The sequence below is a fragment of the Vibrio sp. V19_P1S1T109 genome, assembly GCF_002241375.1.
GTDB classification, from domain to species: Bacteria; Pseudomonadota; Gammaproteobacteria; order Enterobacterales; family Vibrionaceae; genus Vibrio; species Vibrio anguillarum.
The window spans coordinates 1-21,319 of sequence record NZ_NDIM01000307.1; the positions used below are offsets into that span (position 1 = coordinate 1).

The following is a 21,319-nucleotide window of genomic DNA, read 5'->3' on the forward strand; positions in this document are numbered from 1 at the left end:
AAAACATCAATGAGAACTTAATTTTTATCTAAAAAAATATGAGCTACGGCAAACTTTGACCAAGTAAGTGATCAAGATCTAATAAGTCACAAAACAAAATATAAAAACAAAAAACTCATTAATTTTCAAAACGATACAAAAACAATTACACTAATAGCTTGAAGTGCATCGCAATAATAAATTGAAAGAGAGTAAAGTTCTTCTTGATTGGCATCGAAGCAAATGAGGGCTTTTTTTCTAATTACTGGACATTTTAATGTGGCGGTTTGAGATAAAAATAAAGCCTCAAAATTAATTTTGAGGCTTTATGAAGGAAGGGATGCTTAAAAAATTAGCTTTTCATTAACTCAAGCAAATCTTGTTCGCTGCGAATTTCGATCCCTAGTTCTTGCGCTTTTACTAATTTTGAACCGGCCGCTTCTCCGGCAAATAGTATATCGGTGTTTTTAGAGACGCTTCCCGTTACTTTTGCGCCAAGCTCTTGTAGCACCGCTTTCGCATCACTTCTAGAGAGTTTCGACAAGCTCCCCGTCAAAACCACCACTTTACCAAGTAAAGGGAGAATCGCATCTTGGCTCGGCTTTTCGATATTAGGCCACTGGATACCGAGTTCGATCAATTCATTAATCACCCGTTGGTTTTTATCTTGCTCAAAAAAAGATGTGATGTGACTCGCAACGATAACTCCAACATCTTGAACTTCAAGTAGTTCTTCATGGGTCGCTTGGCGAATTTTGTCTAATGACCCGAAATGGAGCGCAAGATTCGCCGCCGTCGCTTCCCCGACTTCACGTATGCCCAATGAATACAAAAAACGAGGTAATGTGGTCATTTTGGCGGCATTCAGTGCATTAACGATATTTTGTGCTGATTTTGGTCCCATACGCTCTAACACCGTTAGCTGCCCTGCTTTTAGACGGAAGAGGTCCGCGGGCGTGCTCACCATCTCTTTATCAACAAGCTGCTCAATCACTTTTTCGCCTAAACCATCCACGTCTAACGCTTTGCGAGAGACAAAGTGCTTTAATGCTTCTTTGCGCTGAGCTTGACACACTAACCCCCCTGTACAACGGGCGACAGCTTCACCTTCAACACGCTCAATGTCAGAGTTGCACACCGGGCAGTACTGCGGGAAAACAATATCGACCACTGCATTAGAGCGTCTGTCTAACAACACAGAAACAATCTGTGGGATAACATCGCCTGCTCGACGAATAATAACGCTATCACCAATTTTCACGCCTAGGCGCTCAATTTCATCAGCGTTGTGTAATGTCGCATTGCTGACGGTGACTCCCCCCACAAATACAGGTTCTAACTTCGCAACAGGTGTAATAGCCCCGGTACGGCCCACTTGAAATTCAACATCGTTCAGGAGCGTTATTTCTTCTTGGGCAGGAAATTTATAAGCTATCGCCCAGCGAGGTGCCCGCGCGACAAAACCGAGCTTTTGTTGCAGTTCAATATCATCAACTTTAATCACCACGCCATCAATCTCATACGCGAGTTGAGCGCGACGAGTTAAGATACTTTGGTAGTACTCTTTCACTTCATCCATTGAAGAGACTAGACGTGTTTCAGGGCACATCGGCAGCCCCCACCCTTTTAACTGCAAAAAGCGCTGATAATGACTGCTTGCTAACTCAGCGCCTTCAATCACACCAACACTGTAAGCATAAAAATTCAACGGCCTTTGAGCTGTGATTTTTGAGTCGAGCTGTCTCAAGCTCCCTGCGGCTGCATTTCTTGGGTTAACAAAGGTTTTTTCACCTTTTTTGAGTGCTTGTTGGTTCAATCGCTCAAAACCGGCTTTAGGCATGAACACTTCACCACGAACTTCTAAACGAACGGGCCACCCTTTTCCCTGTAACTTCAGTGGAATAGCACTGATCGTTCGCACGTTTTCCGTAATGTTTTCACCGACCGCGCCATCCCCACGCGTGGCGGCTTGTACTAACACACCATTTTCGTAAAGCAAACTCACGGCTAAACCATCAAGCTTAGGTTCGCAGCAAAAAGCGTTAAAGTGGGCACTCGGTATCCGGTCTTGCATCCGCTTGTGAAAGGCATCAAGCTCATTCTCATCAAACACATTATCTAAAGAGAGCATTGGAATTTCATGAGTCACCTGGGCAAAACCCTCTAAAGGCTTACCTCCAACACGCAAGCTGGGTGAATCCGCTGTGACTAACTCCGGATACTGCGATTCCAACTCAAGCAGCTCACGCATCAAACGATCATACTCAGCGTCAGGAATTTCAGGGTTATCTTCTACATAATAACGTACAGCATGATAATGCAGCGTCTCACGAAGTTGGCTTAATTTGTGTTCTATTGTTTGCATCATAATTCTCTCGGATCATGAAAAAAGGCTCCGACTAGGAGCCCTTAATGGTCGATGTTTATTCTACGCGTCTACGCGTTGCGTGCGCTTTTAAACTCTTGGATTTGGCGTCGGTAGGCAGCCAATCGATCTGGCGTCATTAAATTACGCGCATCATCCAATACATTGCCACCTAAATCATCAGCGATTTGTTGAGCGGTTTTAAGCATTAATTTGAAATTTTGATCAGGCTCGCCGTAGCAAGGCAGTGTCATGAAGAATGAGATACCGCGAGTAGTAAACTCCGCAGGATCATGATGTGCCAATGTACCGGGTTGCATCATGTTGGCAACACTAAACAGCACTTTCCCTGTACCTGACAGATCGGCATGCCGGTGGAAAATATCCATCTCACCATAAAGAAGGCCGTTTTGCTGCATACTGTCAAAAAGCTTAGTGCCGACAAAGGGATCATTTCCCGCACAATGCACATTCAGCACAATCACTTCCATTTCGGCTTCTTGAACGTCGGATTTTTGATTATCGTCAGCAATGACATCATCTTGTTCACTGAGACTTGGGGATTCGGTTTTCATCGATATTGAGGGCACATCATCGAGTTCATCAAGCACATTTTCAGGTTCAAAGCTTGGTGAATAACCGTCAATGAGAGGGTCAACCGCTTCACTAAAATCTGGCTCTTTACGTACTTTGCGAATAATTTCGAAATCATCTTCCGGAGCAAATGAACGCTGGGTCGCAGATTGTGTATCATCGTGATCAACATCAATTTTACCAAGAGGCTTATCCTCAAACTTGGACTTCCCTTCTTTCTTACTGGTCCAAAGACCATGAAATAGCAACGCGGCTATCGCTAGCGCGCCAACAATTATGAGTACGAATCGCAATTCCTGCATGTTTCACTCTCAGTTTCTCGATGCATGGTTATTCTCAGCTTTACCAGCTTGAATTGAACGTGTCACCAACGTGGGTTATATCGGTCTATCGGGGTACTTTACCAAAAGTTTGTACCGATTTAGAACAACTTAATGTGAGAAGTTCAATACATGATGTGATTTTCACCACGCTTTTCTTCTTCGGCAGGTTGAGTAGAATAGCTTTTTAGCATTGATTAACAGATATTCACATGGATAACGGTATGACACTTAAGCAACGTTCAGGTTTTGGATACTTCTTTTTTGGTCTAGAGCTAGCACTGACCCCCGGCATTCGACGCTTTGTGATTCTGCCATTACTCATCAACATCATTCTCGTCGGCAGCGCTCTTTTTTACTTATTCAATCATCTCAATACGTGGATAGAACAGTTTATTGGTCAAATCCCTGATTTTTTATCTTGGCTAAGTTACGTTTTATGGCCATTGCTCGCGATCACTATCTTAGCCACGTTCTCCTATTTCTTCAGTACGCTGGCTAACTTCGTCGCTGCACCATTTAATGGGCTACTCGCAGAAAAAGTGGAAGAAAGATTAATTGGCGCTCCAATCAACAGCGATGGCATCTGGTCTATGGTCAAAGACATCCCACGTATCCTCGCAAGAGAGTGGCGAAAATTAATCTATACCTTACCCAAAGCAATCGGTTTGTTCTTATTGCTCCTAATTCCTGCCTTAGGACAAACCTTAGGCCCTTTGCTGTGGTTCATTTTCACTGCATGGATGTTAGCCATCCAATACTGTGACTACCCATTTGACAACCACAAAGTGAGCTTTAACCAGATGAGACACAATTTGAAACAAAAACAGACCAAGGCATATAGCTTTGGTGTTTTAGTGTCGATTTTTACCACCATACCCATTGTTAACTTAATCGTCATGCCAGTTGCTGTATGCGGTGCAACAGCCATGTGGGTTGGTGAATTTAAAAACAAACTGCAGTGATGGTGCGAGGGAGATTCAACCTGCATATCCCTCTATAAGTTATAACTTTTTAATCCTTTTACGTTTTAAGGTTAACACCTATTCTGCATCTGTATCCACTCACGTGTCTTATCAGACAGCCAGGCACATATAACGTGTGTAATAAAGGAATATCGCAATGAGCAAAATTTACGAAGACAACTCTCTGACTATTGGTAACACTCCTCTTGTTCGCTTAAACAAAGTCAGCAAAGGTAAGGTACTGGCGAAAATTGAAGCGCGCAACCCAAGCTTTAGCGTGAAGTGCCGTATCGGTGCCAACATGATTTGGGAAGCAGAAAAAGCTGGCACACTGAAACCTGGCGTTGAACTTGTAGAGCCAACCAGCGGTAACACCGGTGTTGCTCTTGCATTTGTTGCAGCAGCTCGTGGTTATAAGTTGACGCTTACTATGCCTGAATCAATGAGTTTAGAGCGCCGTAAACTGCTTAAAGCTTTAGGAGCCAACCTTGAACTCACCGAAGCGGCGAAAGGCATGAAAGGCGCAATTGCTAAAGCAGAAGAAATTGTTGCCAGCAACCCTGAAAAATACTTGTTGCTGCAGCAATTCAATAACCCAGCCAACCCACAAATCCACGAAAAAACAACCGGGCCCGAAATCTGGGATGCAACTGATGGTGAGATTGACGTGTTCGTTGCAGGTGTCGGAACCGGTGGTACTTTAACGGGCACAAGTCGCTACATTAAGGGCCAAAAAGGCAAGGCTATCATCTCAGTTGCGGTTGAACCTGCGGAGTCGCCAGTCATTGCTCAAGCACTTGCTGGAGATGAAATCAAACCTGCGCCACACAAAATCCAAGGTATAGGAGCAGGATTTATTCCTGGCAACCTCGATTTATCCCTCATTGACCGTGTTGAAGCCGTCACTTCAGAAGAAGCGATTGAAATGGCAAGACGCCTCATGGAAGAGGAAGGGATTTTGGCTGGAATTTCATCAGGCGCAGCGATTGTAGCAGCGAATAGATTAGCAGAACTACCTGAATTTGAAGGAAAAACAATTGTAGCGGTACTACCAAGCTCAGGTGAGCGTTATCTGAGCACCGCACTATTTTCTGGCCTATTTACCGAGAAAGAGAACCAACAGTAATAGGTGGTTAAATCAAATTTTCGTTTAAAAAAGCCCCATACAGGGGCTTTTTTGTTGATCCTTGCCTCACCTTTGGTAATATCACCTCGTTTTATTTTAAGCTTCGAAATAAAGAAGTCAGAAACGTATTAACTATAATGACGAATGACAACATAGATTGAAATCGTGATTATGAAATTTAAATCAGTATCAGCTATGACACTAAAACAGCGTTACTCTGCTAGCAGAACCGTTGATTAGCAGTTAAGCTGTTCTGGTGAAGAAACTAACAAAAAATAAATCAATTGGGGTATATAACATGTACGAGAAGCAAGTAGAAATCACTGCAGAAAACGGCCTTCACACTCGTCCTGCTGCGCAGTTCGTTAAAGAAGCAAAAGTATTCGATGCAGACATCACAGTGACTTCTAACGGCAAAAGCGCAAGTGCTAAGAGCCTATTCAAACTTCAAACTCTTGGCCTAGTAAAAGGTACCGTTGTGACTATTTCTGCTGAAGGCCCTCAAGCTAAGCAAGCGGTAGATCACCTAGTTGCTCTCATGGACCAACTACATTAATCCGGTCCACTATTTCAAAGCCATTTTGTGAAAACAAAATGGCTTTGTTGGAAATAGTCTACATTTTGAGCTACTAATTACCGTTAGCGCAATAGTCCACATTCTCCCGTTTACAGTTGACCAATTTAAGGTAACGCTATGATTTCAGGCATCCTAGCATCTCCAGGCATTGCTTTTGGTAAAGCACTGCTACTTCAAGAAGATGAAATTGTCCTAAATACTCACTCTATTTCAGATGACCAAGTAGAAGCAGAAGTTCAGTGTTTTTATGACGCTCGTAACAAATCTTCTGCTCAGCTAGAAGTGATCAAACAAAAAGCACTTGAAACATTCGGTGAAGAAAAAGAAGCCATCTTTGAAGGCCACATCATGTTGCTTGAAGATGAAGAGCTAGAAGAGGAAATTTTAGCACTCATCAAAAATGACAAAATGCATGCAGACAACGCGATCTATACCGTGATCGAAGAGCAGGCTGCTGCCCTAGAATCTCTTGATGATGAATATCTAAAAGAACGCGCGACAGACATCCGCGATATCGGTACGCGCTTTGTTAAAAATGCACTCGGCATTAATATCGTTTCACTGAGTGATATTAACGAACGGGTGATTCTTGTTGCTTACGATTTAACACCTTCTGAAACTGCACAAATCAATCTTGATTACGTGCTGGGTTTTGCTTGTGATATCGGTGGTCGTACATCTCATACTTCAATCATGGCACGTTCACTTGAGCTTCCAGCGATTGTTGGTACTAACGACATCACTAAGAAAGTAAAGAATGGCGACATGCTTATTCTTGACGCTATGAACAACAAAATCATCATTAATCCTTCAGAAGCACAGCTTGAAGAAGCGAAAAAAATTCGTGATGATTTTGCTGCGGAAAAAGAAGAGCTCGCAAAACTAAAAGACCTACCTGCTATCACACTCGATGGCCACCAAGTTGAAGTATGCGGTAACATCGGCACAGTAAAAGACTGCGATGGTATTTTACGCAACGGTGGTGAAGGCGTTGGCTTATATCGTACTGAGTTTTTATTCATGGACCGCAGCGCGCTACCAACTGAAGATGAGCAATACCAAGCTTATAAAGAAGTTGCAGAAGCGATGAGTGGTGAAGCGGTGATTATCCGTACCATGGATATCGGTGGTGATAAAGATCTCCCGTACATGGATCTACCAAAAGAGATGAACCCATTTTTGGGCTGGCGCGCGATTCGCATCAGCTTAGACCGTCGTGACATCTTACGAGATCAGCTTCGTGGCATTCTGCGTGCGTCTGCGCATGGTAAACTGCGTATCATGTTCCCGATGATCATCTCTGTAGAAGAAATTCGTGAGCTTAAAAACGCCATTGAAGAATACAAAGAAGAACTTCGCACTGAAGACTTAGCGTTCGATGAAAATATCGAAATCGGCGTTATGGTTGAAACACCTGCGGCAGCGGCAATTGCGCACCACTTGGCAAAAGAAGTGTCATTTTTCTCTATCGGGACCAATGATTTAACCCAATACACTCTTGCGGTTGACCGTGGTAACGAAATGATTTCACACCTGTATAACCCACTTTCTCCAGCGGTTTTAACCGTGATTAAGCAAGTGATTGATGCCTCACACGCTGAAGGTAAATGGACGGGTATGTGTGGCGAGTTAGCGGGTGATGAACGTGCAACGCTACTTCTACTTGGTATGGGACTCGATGAATTCTCTATGAGTGGTATCTCTATCCCTAAAGTGAAGAAAGTGATCCGCAACTCAAACTTCGCCGAAGTTAAAGCGATGGCAGAAGAAGCACTCTCTTTCCCAACCGCAGCTGAAATCGAAGCTTGTGTGGAAAAATTCATCGCAGAGAAAACGCAATAATTCGCTAATACCAATGAGATAGACGACTAAAAATAGGTCGTCTATTGTTGGCGATTGGTATACTATAATTCGACAGAATAAAATTAAACGTTAGGAGCATGACACAATGGGTCTGTTTGATAAACTTAAGAAGCTAGTATCTGACGACAGCTCAGATGCAGGTGCGATTGAAATTATTGCCCCTCTTTCTGGTGAAATCGTCAATATCGAAGATGTGCCAGATGTTGTTTTCGCTGAGAAAATTGTTGGTGATGGTATTGCGATTAAACCATCAGGCAACAAAATGGTAGCTCCAGTTAACGGCACTATCGGTAAGATTTTCGAAACTAACCATGCGTTTTCAATCGAGTCTGATGACGGTGTTGAGTTATTCGTTCACTTTGGTATCGACACAGTTGAGCTAAAAGGTGAAGGTTTTACTCGTATCGCTCAAGAAGGCCAAGCGGTTAAAGCAGGCGATACTGTTATCGAATTCGACCTAGCGCTTCTTGAAGAGAAAGCAAAATCAACACTAACACCTGTTGTTATCTCTAACATGGACGAAATCAAAGAGCTGAACAAGCTTTCTGGCACCGTCGTTGTTGGTGAAACACCGGTTCTACGTGTAACTAAGTAATTCGTTAAAATTTTTTTACGTAAAAAACGCTGCTGATTTGCAGCGTTTTTTGTTTCTACAAAAACAGCTCAAATCGCACTACAAACCTAACGCGTATTTCAACAGCTTTTCCTTCACTGGGCCTGAATGTTCGGCCAACTTCAATACCGCGTTGCGCACCAACTTTGCTGGCAAAACCTCGTTGCTGAACGTTTTATAAAACAAATCCATTCCTGATTGCATCACTAAGTTATCCGGCCTTCTGCATGTTTCATAATTCCGTAATTGCGCTTGTGTTAAAGCTTCTTGATTTTGTGTCACAGCTAATAACGCTTTTACATCTTTAAACCCTAAATTCACCCCTTGCCCAGCCAGAGGGTTAATCGTGTGTGCTGAATCGCCAACCAAAACACATTGCCGTTTCGCATACGTCTGAGCATGACGACGAGTGAGGGGAAATGCCCCACACTGCAACACGTTAATATCGCCTAGTTCCTCAGGAAAAGAGGCCAACACTTGCTCCCTTAACTGCTGCTTGTTCATCGCACACAATTGGCGAATTCGTTTTGGTGAGTCATACCATACCAAAGAAGCTTGATTACCCGGCAAAGGAAGAAACGAGCGCGGGCCGGATGGAAAAAATTGCTGCCAAGTAATATCTTGCTGAGGTTGATGAGTTTCGACATTGATCAACATGCAATGGTGCCGATAATCCCACGCGGTAATACCAATTCCCGCCAGCTGCCGCACAAGAGAATTTGCACCATCCGCACCAATCACCCAAGTTGCAGTAAGAGTTGCGCCTGACTCTAAAAGCACGCTATTTTGTTGGCCAAACACAATGTGCTTGAGCTTATCAGGACAAAAAACCTGCAAATTCGGATAGTGCACAAATTGCCCCCACAATCCGATCTGAATAAGACGATTTTCGACCATATACCCCAGCTGAGGGAGGCCCAATGCATCGCTATGAAAACGAGTACGGCACTCTGGGTGCTCCCAGGTTTCTAGGCGGCGATAAAGGCAAACACGCATTTGCATAATTTCATCCCATGCGCCTAAGTCAGTAAGTAACTGAACCGAAGTTTGCGAAATGGCTGAAACGCGCAGATCCATTGCTTGGTCTATTGTAAACGCTTCAGGCTCTATACCTTCGACCAGAGCAACCGTGCGACCTTGCTTAGCAAAGCCTATAGCCACTGCCGCCCCAACCATGCCACCGCCAATCACCACCACGTCAAAATTGTTCATTGTTTACACTTAATCGTCTGAGTTTTGAGTCGATTTTCATTGTACGTTTTCAGCTCTTTTTTGCGAATTTTTTTACACAAAAACCCTGCACTTTCTATGGTGAAAATCTAGAGATGACGGAACATGCGAGAGATTTTATTGGATGACTAGTCAGTGACTTTTTAAAGCAGTACAATACGCGGCTTACCGCCGAGATGGCGGCTACAATTTGAGCATTAGTTCAACCAATTTAGACCAATAAGACGAGCGAAAGTGAGATGAGTAAGAAACTGCTAATTAAAACCTGGGGCTGCCAGATGAACGAATACGATTCATCAAAAATGGCCGACCTGCTTAACGCTGCAAACGGCTATGAGCTAACGGAAGAGCCAGAGGAAGCAGATGTATTATTACTTAACACCTGTTCGATCCGAGAAAAAGCACAAGAGAAAGTCTTTCACCAACTGGGTCGTTGGAAAACATTGAAAGATAAAAAACCAGGCGTCGTGATTGGCGTTGGCGGCTGTGTTGCAACCCAAGAAGGTGATCACATCCGCGAACGCGCTCCTTTTGTTGATGTTATTTTTGGCCCGCAGACCCTACACCGCTTGCCAGAAATGATAAAACAATCGCAAACTAACGATGCGCCAGTCATGGACATTTCGTTCCCAGAGATTGAAAAATTCGACCGTTTACCAGAACCAAAAGCAGACGGCGCAACTGCATTCGTCTCTATTATGGAAGGGTGTTCAAAATACTGCACTTACTGCGTAGTACCTTACACTCGCGGTGAAGAAGTCAGCCGCCCAATGGATGACGTGTTGTATGAAATCGCGCAACTCGCGGCGCAAGGTGTACGCGAAGTCAATCTTTTAGGACAAAACGTTAACGCATACCGTGGCCCTATGCACGATGGTGAAATCTGTTCATTTGCCAATCTGCTGCGCTTAGTGGCCTCTATTGATGGTATTGATCGCATTCGATTCACCACCAGCCACCCACTCGAATTTACCGACGATATTATTGCCGTTTATGAAGACACACCTGAGCTGGTGAGTTTCCTGCATCTTCCGGTACAAAGTGGTTCAGACCGAATCTTAACCATGATGAAGCGCCCACACACCGCGATTGAGTACAAATCCATTATTCGCAAACTGCGTAAGGCGCGCCCAGAGATACAAATTAGTTCTGACTTTATTGTCGGTTTCCCCGGTGAAACAGATAAAGACTTTCAAGATACAATGAAGCTGATTAAAGACGTTGATTTTGATATGAGCTTCAGCTTTATCTTCTCCCCTCGCCCGGGTACGCCAGCCGCTGATTACTCATGTGATTTATCAGAAGACGCCAAAAAAGAGCGTTTATATGAACTGCAGCAAACAATCAACGCACAAGCGATGCGTTACTCACGTTTGATGTTAGGTACAGAACAACGCATATTAGTCGAAGGCCCATCCAAGAAAAATCTAATGGAGCTTCGCGCCCGTACCGAAAATAACCGTGTCGTTAACTTTGAAGGCTCCGCCGATCTGATTGGCCAATTTGTCGATGTAAAAATTGTCGATGTGTTTGCCAACTCACTGCGTGGTGAACTGGTTCGCACTGAACAAGAGATGGATCTTCGCACCGTGATTTCACCAACGCAAATGATGGCGAAAACACGTCGAGAAAATGAGCTAGGGGTAGCCACTTTTACACCTTAGGTTTAAGCATAATGTCATACAGTGCTCGATCATAATCGGGCACTGTACCATGGCAAACTGAGAGGCAACATTGAGCAATAAAATTGTTACGCTAGAGATAGATCTAGAACCTTCAGACAACCGCCGTCTTGCTAGCCTGTGCGGTCCATTCGATGACAACATCAAACAATTAGAACGCCGTCTTGGTGTTGAAATTAATCACCGCAGCCAGTTTTTCACCATAGTCGGTAAACCACACACTGCCGCTGCTGCGTTGGATATTATCAAATCTTTGTACGTTAATACCTCACCCATACGTGGTCAAATTCCCGATATCGAACCAGAGCAAATTCATCTAGCCATCAAAGATTCAGGGATCCTTGAGCAGCCGTCTGAATCAAGTATTCAACATGGCAAAGAAGTCTTCATTAAGACCAAAAAAGGGCTGATCAAACCGCGTACGCCTAACCAAGCTCAGTATCTCGTTAACATGGTGACGCACGACATCAGCTTTGGTATCGGCCCTGCAGGGACAGGTAAAACCTACTTAGCCGTTGCCGCTGCAGTTGATGCGCTAGAGCGCCAAGAAGTTCGTCGAATTTTGTTAACACGCCCGGCGGTTGAAGCAGGTGAAAAATTGGGCTTCCTACCCGGTGATTTAAGCCAAAAAGTCGACCCGTACCTACGACCGCTTTATGACGCGTTGTTTGAAATGCTTGGCTTTGAGCGAGTAGAAAAGCTCATTGAACGCAATGTGATTGAAGTTGCGCCACTCGCTTACATGCGCGGACGTACGCTCAACGATGCTTTTATTATTTTAGATGAAAGTCAAAACACCACTGTTGAACAGATGAAAATGTTCCTGACACGGATTGGGTTTAATTCAAGAGCCGTAATTACGGGTGATGTGACACAAATCGATTTGCCGCGTGGCGCTCGTTCAGGTCTTCGCCATGCCATTGAAGTGCTCAATGAAGTTGACGAAATCAGCTTCAACTTCTTTTTGTCTGATGATGTCGTACGTCATCCAGTGGTTGCTCGTATCGTCAACGCTTACGAAAAATGGGAAGCTCAGGACCAAAAAGAGCGTAAAGCTCAAGAGCAACGTCGTCGTGAAGAGCGAGAAGTAAAGTCTGTGGATGTTTCTACTGAAGTGAATACAGTAACCGCAACAAAAAACGTTGGTGAATAATGAGTATCGAACTAGATTTACAATTAGCGGTCAAAAATGAGCAAGGGTTACCTACTTTTGATGATATCAGCCATTGGTTAACTCACGCGGTGACCCCATTTCAGGAACAAGCGGAAGTCACTGTGCGAATTGTTGATTCCGAAGAGAGTCAACAGCTCAATCGCGATTACCGAGGAAAAGATAAGCCGACCAACGTGCTATCCTTCCCTTTTGAGATGCCTCCGGGCATAGAGTTGGATCTGCTCGGTGACCTTGTCATTTGCCGCCAAGTGGTGGAACAAGAAGCCGATGAGCAACAAAAACCGTTGATGGCACACTGGGCTCATATGGTTGTACACGGCAGTCTACATCTGCTAGGTTATGATCATATCGATGATGATGAAGCCGAAGAGATGGAATCTCTTGAAACTGAAATTCTGCAAAAAATGGGCTTTGAAGACCCGTATATTGCTGAGAAGGAATAGCTCCAGACAATGAAGCTAGTACCGCTAAAGTCGGTACGATACGTGTGCTATCACACATCTGATAGCGAGGAAAATTAGAGAAACAATGAACGAAGATAACCCCCAGAATTCTGAAGGTCCGAGTAGAAAGTCCTTCTTTGAACGCCTAGGCCAATTATTTCAAGGTGATCCGAGAGATCGCCAAGAGCTTGTGGATGTGATCCGCGACTCTGAAATCAATGACCTTATCGACCATGACACAAGAGATATGCTTGAAGGTGTGATGGAGATTTCTGAGATGCGCGTGCGTGATATTATGATCCCACGCTCACAAATGGTCACTATCGATAAAAACGATGACTTGGATACCTTAATTGCGCTGATCACCGATGCTCAGCACTCACGTTATCCAGTGATCAGTGAAGATAAAGACCATGTTGAAGGCATTCTACTAGCGAAGGACTTACTCAAATATTTAGGTTCAGACAGTGCACCTTTTAACATTTTAGAAGTGATCCGCCCGGCAGTCGTGGTACCAGAAAGTAAACGGGTTGATCGCTTATTGAAGGAGTTCCGAGAGGAGCGTTACCACATGGCGATCGTCGTGGATGAATTCGGTGGCGTGTCTGGCTTAGTGACCATTGAAGATATTTTGGAAGAAATCGTTGGCGACATTGAAGACGAGTTCGATGATGAAGAACAATTGGATATCCGTAAGCTCAGCAAACATACTTTTGCAGTTAAAGCGCTGACCACCATCGAAGAGTTTAACGAAACCTTTGGTACTAAGTTCAGCGATGAAGAAGTGGATACTGTAGGGGGATTGGTGATGACGGCCTTTGGCCACCTGCCAAGCCGTGGCGAAGTTGTAGAGATCGACAAATACAGCTTTAAAGTCACCGCAGCAGATAACCGCCGAGTGGTTCAACTGCAAGTCACTATTCCTGATCTTGAATCACTTCCAGTGATAGCAGAAGAGTGACATAACCCCATTCACATCAGCAGAATGAGATAGATGATTAAAGCACTTTTTCTTCATCGCCTAATGCGGCCGCTTGCGGCCGCTTTTGTTGGCGCATTAACCCCACTCGCTTTTGCTCCTTATCAGTTTTGGCCGCTGGCCATACTCACCCCCATGTTGCTATTGTTGCTCATTAATCAGCAACCAGCTAAAAAAGCAGCATGGATAGGTTACTGCTGGGGCTTAGGTTTTTTTGCTTTTGGCATCAGTTGGGTGCACGTCAGTATTGATACCTTTGGTGGTATGCCAAAAATTGCCAGCCTGTTCCTAATGTCATTGTTGGTCGGTTATTTAGCCCTTTATTCTGGGCTTTTCGCTGGCTTACTCAACCGTTTTTTCCGTCATAACACCATCAGCCATTTTTTATTAGCCACCCCTGCGCTTTGGCTAATTACCGATTGGCTTCGAGGCTGGGTCATGACCGGCTTTCCTTGGTTATGGCTTGGTTATAGCCAAATTGATAGCCCGCTCGCCAGTTTCGCACCACTGGGAGGCGTTGAGCTGGTCACCTTTTTCACGCTCCTCTGTTCTAGCGCTCTAGCCATGACGTGGCTTAAGCGCTCTTGGATACTCGTGCTCATTCCTCTGACCATATTGGCGACGGGGTTTGGACTACGCAATTTCGATTGGGTCACTCCCGATCCCAGCACACAAACTCGCGTCGCACTGATTCAAGGTAATATTAAGCAAGCGGAAAAATGGCTTCCCAATCAGCGCTGGCCAACCATCATGGCCTACACCGATCTCAGTCGAGAAAACTGGGACGCAGATATTATCGTATGGCCAGAGGCAGCGATTCCCGCATTTGAATTCGAGATCCCTTCCTATTTGAGTAACTTAGATTCTGCAGCCAAAATGAACGACAGTGCGATTGTCACAGGCGTGCTAAACCAAAGCCCAGAGCGCTCTTTTTACAACAGCATTCTGGTACTTGGCACCAACCCTTATGGCGACTACCGTTATGACTCTGACGCTCGCTACCATAAGCATCATTTATTGCCATTTGGTGAGTTTGTGCCATTTGAAGATTGGCTCAGGCCCATCGCACCCTTTTTCAACTTGCCGATGTCTTCATTTAGCCGTGGTGACTATATTCAACCGAATCTGATTGCCAAGGGTAGACACCTAGCCGCGGCACTGTGCTATGAAATCATCTTCAATGAACAAGTCAGAGCGAATGTCACCGATGAAACAGATTTTATCTTAACCCTCTCTAACGATGCGTGGTTTGGGCATTCAAATGGCCCATTGCAACATATGGAGATTGCTCGGATGAGAGCTTTAGAGCTGGGTAAACCGCTCATTCGTTCAACCAACAATGGTGTCACCGCCGTGACGGATCACAAAGGTAAAATAACGCAGCAGATCCCACAATTTGAAACGGCCGTATTGAAAGCAACCATCACGTCGACCAAAGGAGAGACGCCGTATCACGCTGTCGGCACTTGGCCGCTCTACGTCTGGGTGTTACTCAGTTTGATCGTCGGATGGACAAGACGTCACTCACCTCACTCTTAACCTCAAAAAGGCGCATTTCAGCGCCTTTTTGTTGTTTTCTATCAGCAACAATTAAGGTTTTAATGGCTGACGAGTAAAAGCCGTTTGCCCACATTGAATACAAGGCATAATTTCAGTTGGATGATTATACTGGGTTTTATGCCCACAATGGTCACACACTAACATCCCAAGGCCTATCATCTCCCCCGCTTGATACAAACCTTGTCGTTCTAAATCTTGAAACAATTCCACCCATTCCACTTTTGTTTTATCGGTGATTTCAAAAAGCCCCTGCCAAATTGAATTGGTAATCATCAATGAAAATGGGCTGCTTCTGCTCTCTTCAAAGCTATCCGCGAATTCTTTGAGATCCGCTTTTACATAGGCAGAAATAAGCGCCAATTCATCTTTGGTGAGATTATTGGCAGCATCAACAACCTTACCTGATGTCTGCAAAACTTGGGACATTTCATCAGGACTATGTTTGAGCGTTTCAATCACGTCATCCACAATCTCTTCGTAACTTGTTTTACGTTTTGGCATCACCCACCTCCATCAAACCAGATTGGCTATTGTTGTGTACCCCTGCTTTAGGTATTCTATGTCGATCTATTAGACTCTGTTCTAACCGAACTCACAAATTCCAAGATAACCGGATATCATCGATGCAAGAGCAATATAACCCGCAAGATATTGAACAAAAAGTTCAACAGCACTGGGATGACAACAAGACATTTGTTGTAAGTGAAGACCCAAATAAAGAAAAATTCTACTGTCTTTCTATGTTCCCATACCCAAGTGGCCGACTGCACATGGGTCACGTGCGTAACTATACTATCGGTGATGTAGTCTCTCGTTTTCAACGTCTGCAAGGCAAGAATGTCATGCAACCCATTGGTTGGGACGCATTTGGCCTACCCGCTGAAAATGCGGCTGTAAAAAACAAAACGGCACCAGCACCTTGGACCTACGAAAACATTCAGTACATGAAAAACCAGTTAAAACTGCTGGGTTTTGGCTACGATTGGAGCCGTGAATTCGCCACTTGCACGCCAGAATATTACCGCTGGGAACAAGAGTTCTTCACTAAGCTGTATCAAAAAGGCTTAGTCTACAAGAAAACCTCTTCCGTTAACTGGTGTCCAAACGACCAAACCGTTCTCGCTAACGAGCAAGTTGAAGATGGCTGCTGCTGGCGTTGTGATACACCAGTAGAACAAAAAGAGATCCCACAATGGTTTATTAAGATCACCGCGTACGCACAAGAACTGTTGGACGATTTAGAGAACTTAGAAGGTTGGCCTGAAATGGTCAAAACCATGCAGCGTAACTGGATTGGCCGCTCAGAAGGCGTAGAGCTCAAGTTTGGTGTCAACGGTCATTCAGATCTCGACGTCTATACCACTCGCCCTGATACCTTGATGGGTGTCACTTATGTGGGCATTGCGGCTGGTCATCCATTAGCGACCATTGCAGCGCAAAATAACCCTGCTTTAGCTTCTTTTATTGACGAATGTAAGAACACCAAAGTTGCAGAAGCTGAACTGGCGACCATGGAAAAGAAAGGCATGGATACGGGCCTAACGGCCATTCATCCTTTAAATGGTCGTGAAGTGCCTATTTATATCGCCAACTTTGTGCTGATGGATTACGGTACAGGCGCGGTGATGGCCGTACCTGCTCATGATCAACGTGATTTTGAGTTCGCCACCAAATATGGCCTAGACATCATTCCAGTCATCAAACCAGAAGATGGCTCTGAAGTCGATGTCTCTAGCGCTGCGTACACTGAAAAAGGAGTCCTGTTTGGTTCTGGCGAATTTGATGGTTTAGCCTTCCAAGCAGCATTTGATGCTATTGCAGCCAAGCTGGAGGCTGAAGGTAAAGGCAAGAAAACCGTTAATTTCCGTCTACGTGACTGGGGGGTTTCTCGCCAACGTTACTGGGGCGCGCCGATTCCTATGGTGACCACTGAAGATGGCCAAGTTCACCCAGTGCCAATTGATCAGCTGCCCGTCATTCTACCAGAAGATGTTGTGATGGATGGTGTAACTAGCCCAATCAAAGCCGACAAAGAATGGGCCAAAACCACCTTTAATGGCGAGCCTGCACTACGTGAAACCGATACCTTCGATACGTTTATGGAGTCATCTTGGTATTACGCTCGTTACTGTTCACCACAAGCGGACGATATTTTAGACCCAGCGAAGGCAAACTACTGGTTACCAGTAGACCAATACATCGGTGGTATTGAGCATGCTTGTATGCACCTGCTCTACTCACGCTTCTTCCATAAGCTATTGCGTGATGCAGGCTATGTCACTTCTGATGAACCTTTCAAACAACTACTTTGCCAAGGCATGGTATTGGCAGATGCGTTCTACCACACGAACGAGAAAGGCACCAAAGAGTGGGTAGCGCCAACTGACGTAAAAGTGGAACGCGACGGTAAAGGCCGCATCACTCAAGCCGTAGACAACCAAGGCCGCAACGTTGAGCACTCAGGCATGATCAAAATGTCTAAGTCGAAAAACAACGGTATCGACCCGCAAGAGATGGTTGATAAGTATGGCGCCGATACGGTTCGTCTATTCATGATGTTTGCCTCTCCGGCTGACATGACGCTTGAATGGCAAGAATCGGGTGTAGAAGGTGCTAACCGCTTCCTAAAACGCGTCTGGAAACTGGTTGCAGAACATAGCGCTAAAGGTGTGGCTGAAGCGGTAGATAGCGCCTCTTTTACTGGTGAACAAAAAGCGCTGCGTCGTGATGTGCATAAAACCATCGCCAAAGTGACTGACGATATTGCACGCCGCCAGACGTTCAATACCGCCATTGCTGCGATTATGGAGTTGATGAATAAACTCACTAAAGCGTCACAAGAATCCGTGCAAGATCGGGCCATTCTCGACGAGGCTTTAAAAGCGGTTGTCAGCATGCTTTACCCAATCACTCCTCATATCAGCTTTGAACTGTGGAATGCACTGGGTGAGAGTGATGTAGATAATACCGTGTGGCCGACCTACGACGAATCCGCCCTAGTGGAAGATGAAAAACTGATCGTCCTACAAGTTAACGGAAAACTTCGTGGTAAGCTGACCGTAGCCGCTGATGCAAGTAAAGATCAGGTTGAAGCACTCGGTTTAGCGGACGAGAATGTCATGAAATTTACGGATGGCTTAACCGTTCGTAAAGTTATCTATGTACCAGGTAAGTTACTGAACATCGTTGCGAACTAATATCGCAGCCTAATGTCGTAATAACTGGTTTATCAACAGGGTAGCTCGCTGCCCTGTTGATTTATCTTAGCGTTCTTACCCACAGAGCTATAGAGCGCTAAGATAAGTCACCTAAATATATGAGAACTTAACCCCAATGCGCCAAATTTCGTCTTACTCTCTGAAATTATCGTTAATTGTTATTATGAGCAGCCTACTCTCCGCTTGCGGCTTTCATCTGCGTGGTGATTACTCCGTTCCTGAAGAGCTCAATCGAGTCTCTGTCACCAGCTACGACCAATACAGTACCTTCACTCGTATGGTAAAAAATCAATTACGAATGAGTGACATTGAGATTGTTTCCCCCTCAGAGACGGTGCCAAACATCTATCTAATAAGCGAGAGTGTTGGTGAACGGACGCTTTCGCTTTATCAAAATACTCGTGCGGCAGAAAAAGAACTCACTTTTAATGCAGCGTATCGCGTCACTCTGCCTGAAGTGGGGATAAAAACGTTTTCAACCAGTGTAACTCGTAGCTATCTTGATAACCCATTAACTGCTCTCGCTAAATCGGTAGAGCGAGACATGATTGAAGATGAGATGCGCAAACTAGCCGCAACTCAAATTTTACGCCAAATGGCACGTCTAAAAGCCGATATTGCAGCGAATGAACATCAACTTGAACAACAAGAAAATGAACAGCAGCGAACAGACCAGCAGGCCTATGAGATAAACACCGTGGAAAGTGAACCGTCACAATTCACGGCTCCTGCGACAAACTAAAGGCGAGTAATGAGAATATTTGCTGACAAGCTGGCCGATCACTTAAACAAGCCCTTGATGGGGCTTTACTTACTGTTTGGCAACGAACCGCTATTGCTGCAAGAATCACGCGTGGCGATAGAGAAAAAAGCATTAGAACAAGGATTTGAAGAACGCCATCGTTTCAGTGCCGATGCCCATTTAAACTGGGATCAAGTCTATGACTGCTGCCAAGCTTTAAGTTTATTTTCCAGCAAAAAAATCATTGAAATTGAATTACCTGAAACGGGTGCAAATGCAGCAACAGCAAAAGAGCTCGTCGCCCTAGGTCAATCGCTTCATCCTGACGTACTACTTGTGATCATCGGTGAGAAATTGACCAAAGCACAAGAAAGCACTAAATGGTTTAAGACACTCTCAAGCCTAGGATGTTGGGTGAGTTGCTTAACCCCGGATATCAGCAAACTGCCACAATTTGTCATGATGCGCTGCCGCACATTGGGGCTAAAACCTGATCAAGAAGCAGTGCAGATGCTGGCGCAATGGCATGAAGGCAATCTGTTCGCACTATCTCAAAGCTTAGAAAAACTCGCGCTACTCTATCCAGATGGCTTACTGACGCTGATCCGCTTAGAAGAGTCATTAAGCCGACATAACCACTTCACCGTCTTTCACTGGGTCGATGCGCTGCTCGAAGGGCAAGCGAATCGGTCACAACGTATTTTACGCCAGCTCATTACCGAAGGCACTGAGCCTGTGATTCTGATACGTAGCCTACAAAAAGAGCTGCTGCTGCTGCTGCAAATGCATCAAGATTTAACCCAGATGCCGATTGGCTCAATCTTTGATAAGTACCGAATTTGGCAATCCAAGCGACCTTGGTACGCGGCAAGCTTAAAAAGACTATCGAGAGATAAACTCAAACAGCTGATTGCATTACTCACCCAAGCCGAAAGAGTAACTAAAACTCAGTATGAAACCTCAACTTGGCCAATATTGCAGCAAATCAGTGTTGAATTTTGCTTGCCACAGTCCGTTGTATCAAAGTTGGCTTGAAGGCGTGTTATACTCCGCGCCATTTTGTCAGTAACCAGACCAATTTTTAAAGGAGATGACGCTTGCAACACCACGAATTGAAAGACTTTCTTGCCGATAAAGCCGACGATATGAAAGCCATTGATATCAAAACCTTAGATGTTAAGGGAAAATCTAGCATCACCGATTACATGATCATTTGCACAGGCACATCAAAACGACATGTAGCCTCGATTGCCGAACATGTCGCCACTGAAGTCAAAAAAGTGGGCATGGAACCACTGGGTATGGATGGCGAAAGTGAAGGTGAATGGGTCGTGCTAGACATGGGCAGCAGCATGTTGCATGTTATGCAAGAAGAGCATCGTGATCTGTACCAGCTTGAAAAACTTTGGAGTTAAGTTTTGAAAATTCAGTTGATTGCCGTTGGTACCAAAATGCCGAAATGGGTAGAAGAAGGCTTTCAAGAGTACCGCCGACGTTTTCCACACGATATGCCGCTTGAATTAGTGGAGATACAAGCGGGCAAACGTGGCAAAAATGCGGATATTGCAAGAATTTTGCAAAAAGAAGGCGAAGCTATGCTCGCGGCCGTGCCAAAAAGCAATCGAATTGTTACTCTCGATATTCCAGGTAAGCGTTGGGATACCGAACAACTGGCGGAACAACTTGAAAGTTGGAAGCTCGATGCCCGTGATGTATCAATTTTAATTGGTGGCCCTGAAGGGCTTTCTCCTGCATGCAAAGCCGCCGCAGAGCAGAGCTGGTCGCTTTCGCCGTTGACACTTCCTCACCCTTTGGTTCGAGTGGTCATGGCAGAGAGTTTGTACCGCGCTTGGAGTATTACGGCTAATCACCCTTATCACCGAGAATAA

The 21,319-nt window shown here is 44.9% G+C and carries 19 protein-coding genes; 15 read left to right on the plus strand and 4 right to left on the minus strand.

Annotated features, from left to right (window positions below; genetic code table 11):
- Positions 1-331: 331 nt before the first annotated feature.
- Positions 332-2,347: an NAD-dependent DNA ligase LigA gene (gene ligA, locus B9J87_RS14820; RefSeq protein WP_094151522.1), complete on the minus strand. Its 2,016-nt coding sequence runs from the start codon at positions 2,345-2,347 to the stop codon at positions 332-334.
- A gap of 68 nt (positions 2,348-2,415) precedes the next feature.
- Positions 2,416-3,240 (minus strand): cell division protein ZipA, encoded by an 825-nt coding sequence (zipA, locus tag B9J87_RS14825; RefSeq protein WP_013857321.1) that lies wholly within the window; start codon positions 3,238-3,240, stop codon positions 2,416-2,418.
- A 230-nt stretch (positions 3,241-3,470) separates the two neighbouring features.
- Here zipA and cysZ point away from each other — a divergent pair, with 230 nt between their 5' ends.
- The 5 genes from cysZ (at position 3,471) to crr (ending at position 8,384) form a co-directional block, all read left to right on the plus strand.
- The gene (gene cysZ / locus B9J87_RS14830; protein ID WP_013857322.1) at positions 3,471-4,223 is read left to right on the plus strand and encodes a sulfate transporter CysZ; all 753 of its coding nucleotides are present in this window, start codon (positions 3,471-3,473) and stop codon (positions 4,221-4,223) included.
- 157 nt (positions 4,224-4,380) lie between these two features.
- A complete protein-coding gene (gene cysK / locus B9J87_RS14835; RefSeq protein ID WP_013857323.1) occupies positions 4,381-5,349 on the plus strand; it encodes a cysteine synthase A in 969 nt (322 codons plus the stop codon).
- A gap of 298 nt (positions 5,350-5,647) precedes the next feature.
- Entirely contained in the window at positions 5,648-5,905 is a 258-nt protein-coding gene (locus B9J87_RS14840) for an HPr family phosphocarrier protein (RefSeq protein WP_026027491.1), read from the plus strand.
- Between the two features lie 138 nt (positions 5,906-6,043).
- The gene (gene ptsI / locus B9J87_RS14845; RefSeq protein ID WP_094151524.1) at positions 6,044-7,768 is read left to right on the plus strand and encodes a phosphoenolpyruvate-protein phosphotransferase PtsI; all 1,725 of its coding nucleotides are present in this window, start codon (positions 6,044-6,046) and stop codon (positions 7,766-7,768) included.
- Between the two features lie 106 nt (positions 7,769-7,874).
- Entirely contained in the window at positions 7,875-8,384 is a 510-nt protein-coding gene (gene crr / locus B9J87_RS14850) for a PTS glucose transporter subunit IIA (RefSeq protein WP_010317358.1), read from the plus strand.
- Positions 8,385-8,462: 78 nt separating this feature from the next.
- Here the strand turns inward: crr and B9J87_RS14855 are convergent, their stop codons facing one another.
- The gene (locus B9J87_RS14855; RefSeq protein WP_094151526.1) at positions 8,463-9,614 is read right to left on the minus strand and encodes a 2-octaprenyl-3-methyl-6-methoxy-1,4-benzoquinol hydroxylase; all 1,152 of its coding nucleotides are present in this window, start codon (positions 9,612-9,614) and stop codon (positions 8,463-8,465) included.
- A 257-nt stretch (positions 9,615-9,871) separates the two neighbouring features.
- Between B9J87_RS14855 and miaB the strand changes: the two genes are divergently transcribed.
- From miaB to lnt, 5 genes are all read left to right on the plus strand, one after another.
- Entirely contained in the window at positions 9,872-11,296 is a 1,425-nt protein-coding gene (miaB, locus tag B9J87_RS14860; RefSeq protein WP_094151528.1) for a tRNA (N6-isopentenyl adenosine(37)-C2)-methylthiotransferase MiaB, read from the plus strand.
- Positions 11,297-11,366: 70 nt separating this feature from the next.
- Positions 11,367-12,467: a PhoH family protein gene (locus B9J87_RS14865; protein WP_017045820.1), complete on the plus strand. Its 1,101-nt coding sequence runs from the start codon at positions 11,367-11,369 to the stop codon at positions 12,465-12,467.
- Complete coding sequence (gene ybeY / locus B9J87_RS14870) at positions 12,467-12,931, plus strand: rRNA maturation RNase YbeY (protein ID WP_013857329.1); 465 nt, start codon at positions 12,467-12,469, stop codon at positions 12,929-12,931. The genes B9J87_RS14865 and ybeY overlap by 1 nt, the downstream gene beginning before the upstream one ends.
- Positions 12,932-13,016: 85 nt before the next feature.
- Entirely contained in the window at positions 13,017-13,892 is an 876-nt protein-coding gene (gene corC / locus B9J87_RS14875) for a CNNM family magnesium/cobalt transport protein CorC (RefSeq protein ID WP_010317353.1), read from the plus strand.
- Between the two features lie 33 nt (positions 13,893-13,925).
- Positions 13,926-15,449 (plus strand): apolipoprotein N-acyltransferase, encoded by a 1,524-nt coding sequence (gene lnt / locus B9J87_RS14880; RefSeq protein WP_094151530.1) that lies wholly within the window; start codon positions 13,926-13,928, stop codon positions 15,447-15,449.
- 51 nt (positions 15,450-15,500) lie between these two features.
- Here the strand turns inward: lnt and B9J87_RS14885 are convergent, their stop codons facing one another.
- Positions 15,501-15,971 (minus strand): zinc ribbon-containing protein, encoded by a 471-nt coding sequence (locus B9J87_RS14885; protein ID WP_029388304.1) that lies wholly within the window; start codon positions 15,969-15,971, stop codon positions 15,501-15,503.
- A gap of 122 nt (positions 15,972-16,093) precedes the next feature.
- Between B9J87_RS14885 and leuS the strand changes: the two genes are divergently transcribed.
- From leuS to rlmH, 5 genes are all read left to right on the plus strand, one after another.
- Positions 16,094-18,667, plus strand: a complete 2,574-nt coding sequence (gene leuS / locus B9J87_RS14890) for a leucine--tRNA ligase (RefSeq protein ID WP_094151532.1) — start codon at positions 16,094-16,096, stop codon at positions 18,665-18,667.
- A gap of 136 nt (positions 18,668-18,803) precedes the next feature.
- Positions 18,804-19,430: an LPS-assembly lipoprotein LptE gene (locus tag B9J87_RS14895; protein ID WP_088732067.1), complete on the plus strand. Its 627-nt coding sequence runs from the start codon at positions 18,804-18,806 to the stop codon at positions 19,428-19,430.
- 9 nt (positions 19,431-19,439) lie between these two features.
- Positions 19,440-20,465 (plus strand): DNA polymerase III subunit delta, encoded by a 1,026-nt coding sequence (holA, locus tag B9J87_RS14900; protein WP_017045824.1) that lies wholly within the window; start codon positions 19,440-19,442, stop codon positions 20,463-20,465.
- 62 nt (positions 20,466-20,527) lie between these two features.
- The gene (gene rsfS / locus B9J87_RS14905) at positions 20,528-20,845 is read left to right on the plus strand and encodes a ribosome silencing factor (protein WP_013857335.1); all 318 of its coding nucleotides are present in this window, start codon (positions 20,528-20,530) and stop codon (positions 20,843-20,845) included.
- Between the two features lie 3 nt (positions 20,846-20,848).
- Positions 20,849-21,319 (plus strand): 23S rRNA (pseudouridine(1915)-N(3))-methyltransferase RlmH, encoded by a 471-nt coding sequence (gene rlmH, locus B9J87_RS14910; protein WP_013857336.1) that lies wholly within the window; start codon positions 20,849-20,851, stop codon positions 21,317-21,319.

Bases quoted from the DNA above. Each gene is read 5' to 3' on its own strand.
- cysZ (WP_013857322.1), top strand. From the start codon at position 3,471: ATGGATAACGGTATGACACTTAAGCAACGTTCAGGTTTTGGATACTTC.
- miaB (WP_094151528.1), top strand. From the start codon at position 9,872: ATGAGTAAGAAACTGCTAATTAAAACCTGGGGCTGCCAGATGAACGAA.
- ybeY (WP_013857329.1), top strand. From the start codon at position 12,467: ATGAGTATCGAACTAGATTTACAATTAGCGGTCAAAAATGAGCAAGGG.
- leuS (WP_094151532.1), top strand. From the start codon at position 16,094: ATGCAAGAGCAATATAACCCGCAAGATATTGAACAAAAAGTTCAACAG.
- B9J87_RS14885 (WP_029388304.1), bottom strand. From the start codon at position 15,971: ATGCCAAAACGTAAAACAAGTTACGAAGAGATTGTGGATGACGTGATT.
- B9J87_RS14895 (WP_088732067.1), top strand. From the start codon at position 18,804: ATGCGCCAAATTTCGTCTTACTCTCTGAAATTATCGTTAATTGTTATT.
- holA (WP_017045824.1), top strand. From the start codon at position 19,440: ATGAGAATATTTGCTGACAAGCTGGCCGATCACTTAAACAAGCCCTTG.
- ptsI (WP_094151524.1), top strand. From the start codon at position 6,044: ATGATTTCAGGCATCCTAGCATCTCCAGGCATTGCTTTTGGTAAAGCA.
- cysK (WP_013857323.1), top strand. From the start codon at position 4,381: ATGAGCAAAATTTACGAAGACAACTCTCTGACTATTGGTAACACTCCT.
- ligA (WP_094151522.1), bottom strand. From the start codon at position 2,347: ATGATGCAAACAATAGAACACAAATTAAGCCAACTTCGTGAGACGCTG.
- corC (WP_010317353.1), top strand. From the start codon at position 13,017: ATGAACGAAGATAACCCCCAGAATTCTGAAGGTCCGAGTAGAAAGTCC.
- lnt (WP_094151530.1), top strand. From the start codon at position 13,926: ATGATTAAAGCACTTTTTCTTCATCGCCTAATGCGGCCGCTTGCGGCC.
- B9J87_RS14855 (WP_094151526.1), bottom strand. From the start codon at position 9,614: ATGAACAATTTTGACGTGGTGGTGATTGGCGGTGGCATGGTTGGGGCG.
- zipA (WP_013857321.1), bottom strand. From the start codon at position 3,240: ATGCAGGAATTGCGATTCGTACTCATAATTGTTGGCGCGCTAGCGATA.
- B9J87_RS14840 (WP_026027491.1), top strand. From the start codon at position 5,648: ATGTACGAGAAGCAAGTAGAAATCACTGCAGAAAACGGCCTTCACACT.
- crr (WP_010317358.1), top strand. From the start codon at position 7,875: ATGGGTCTGTTTGATAAACTTAAGAAGCTAGTATCTGACGACAGCTCA.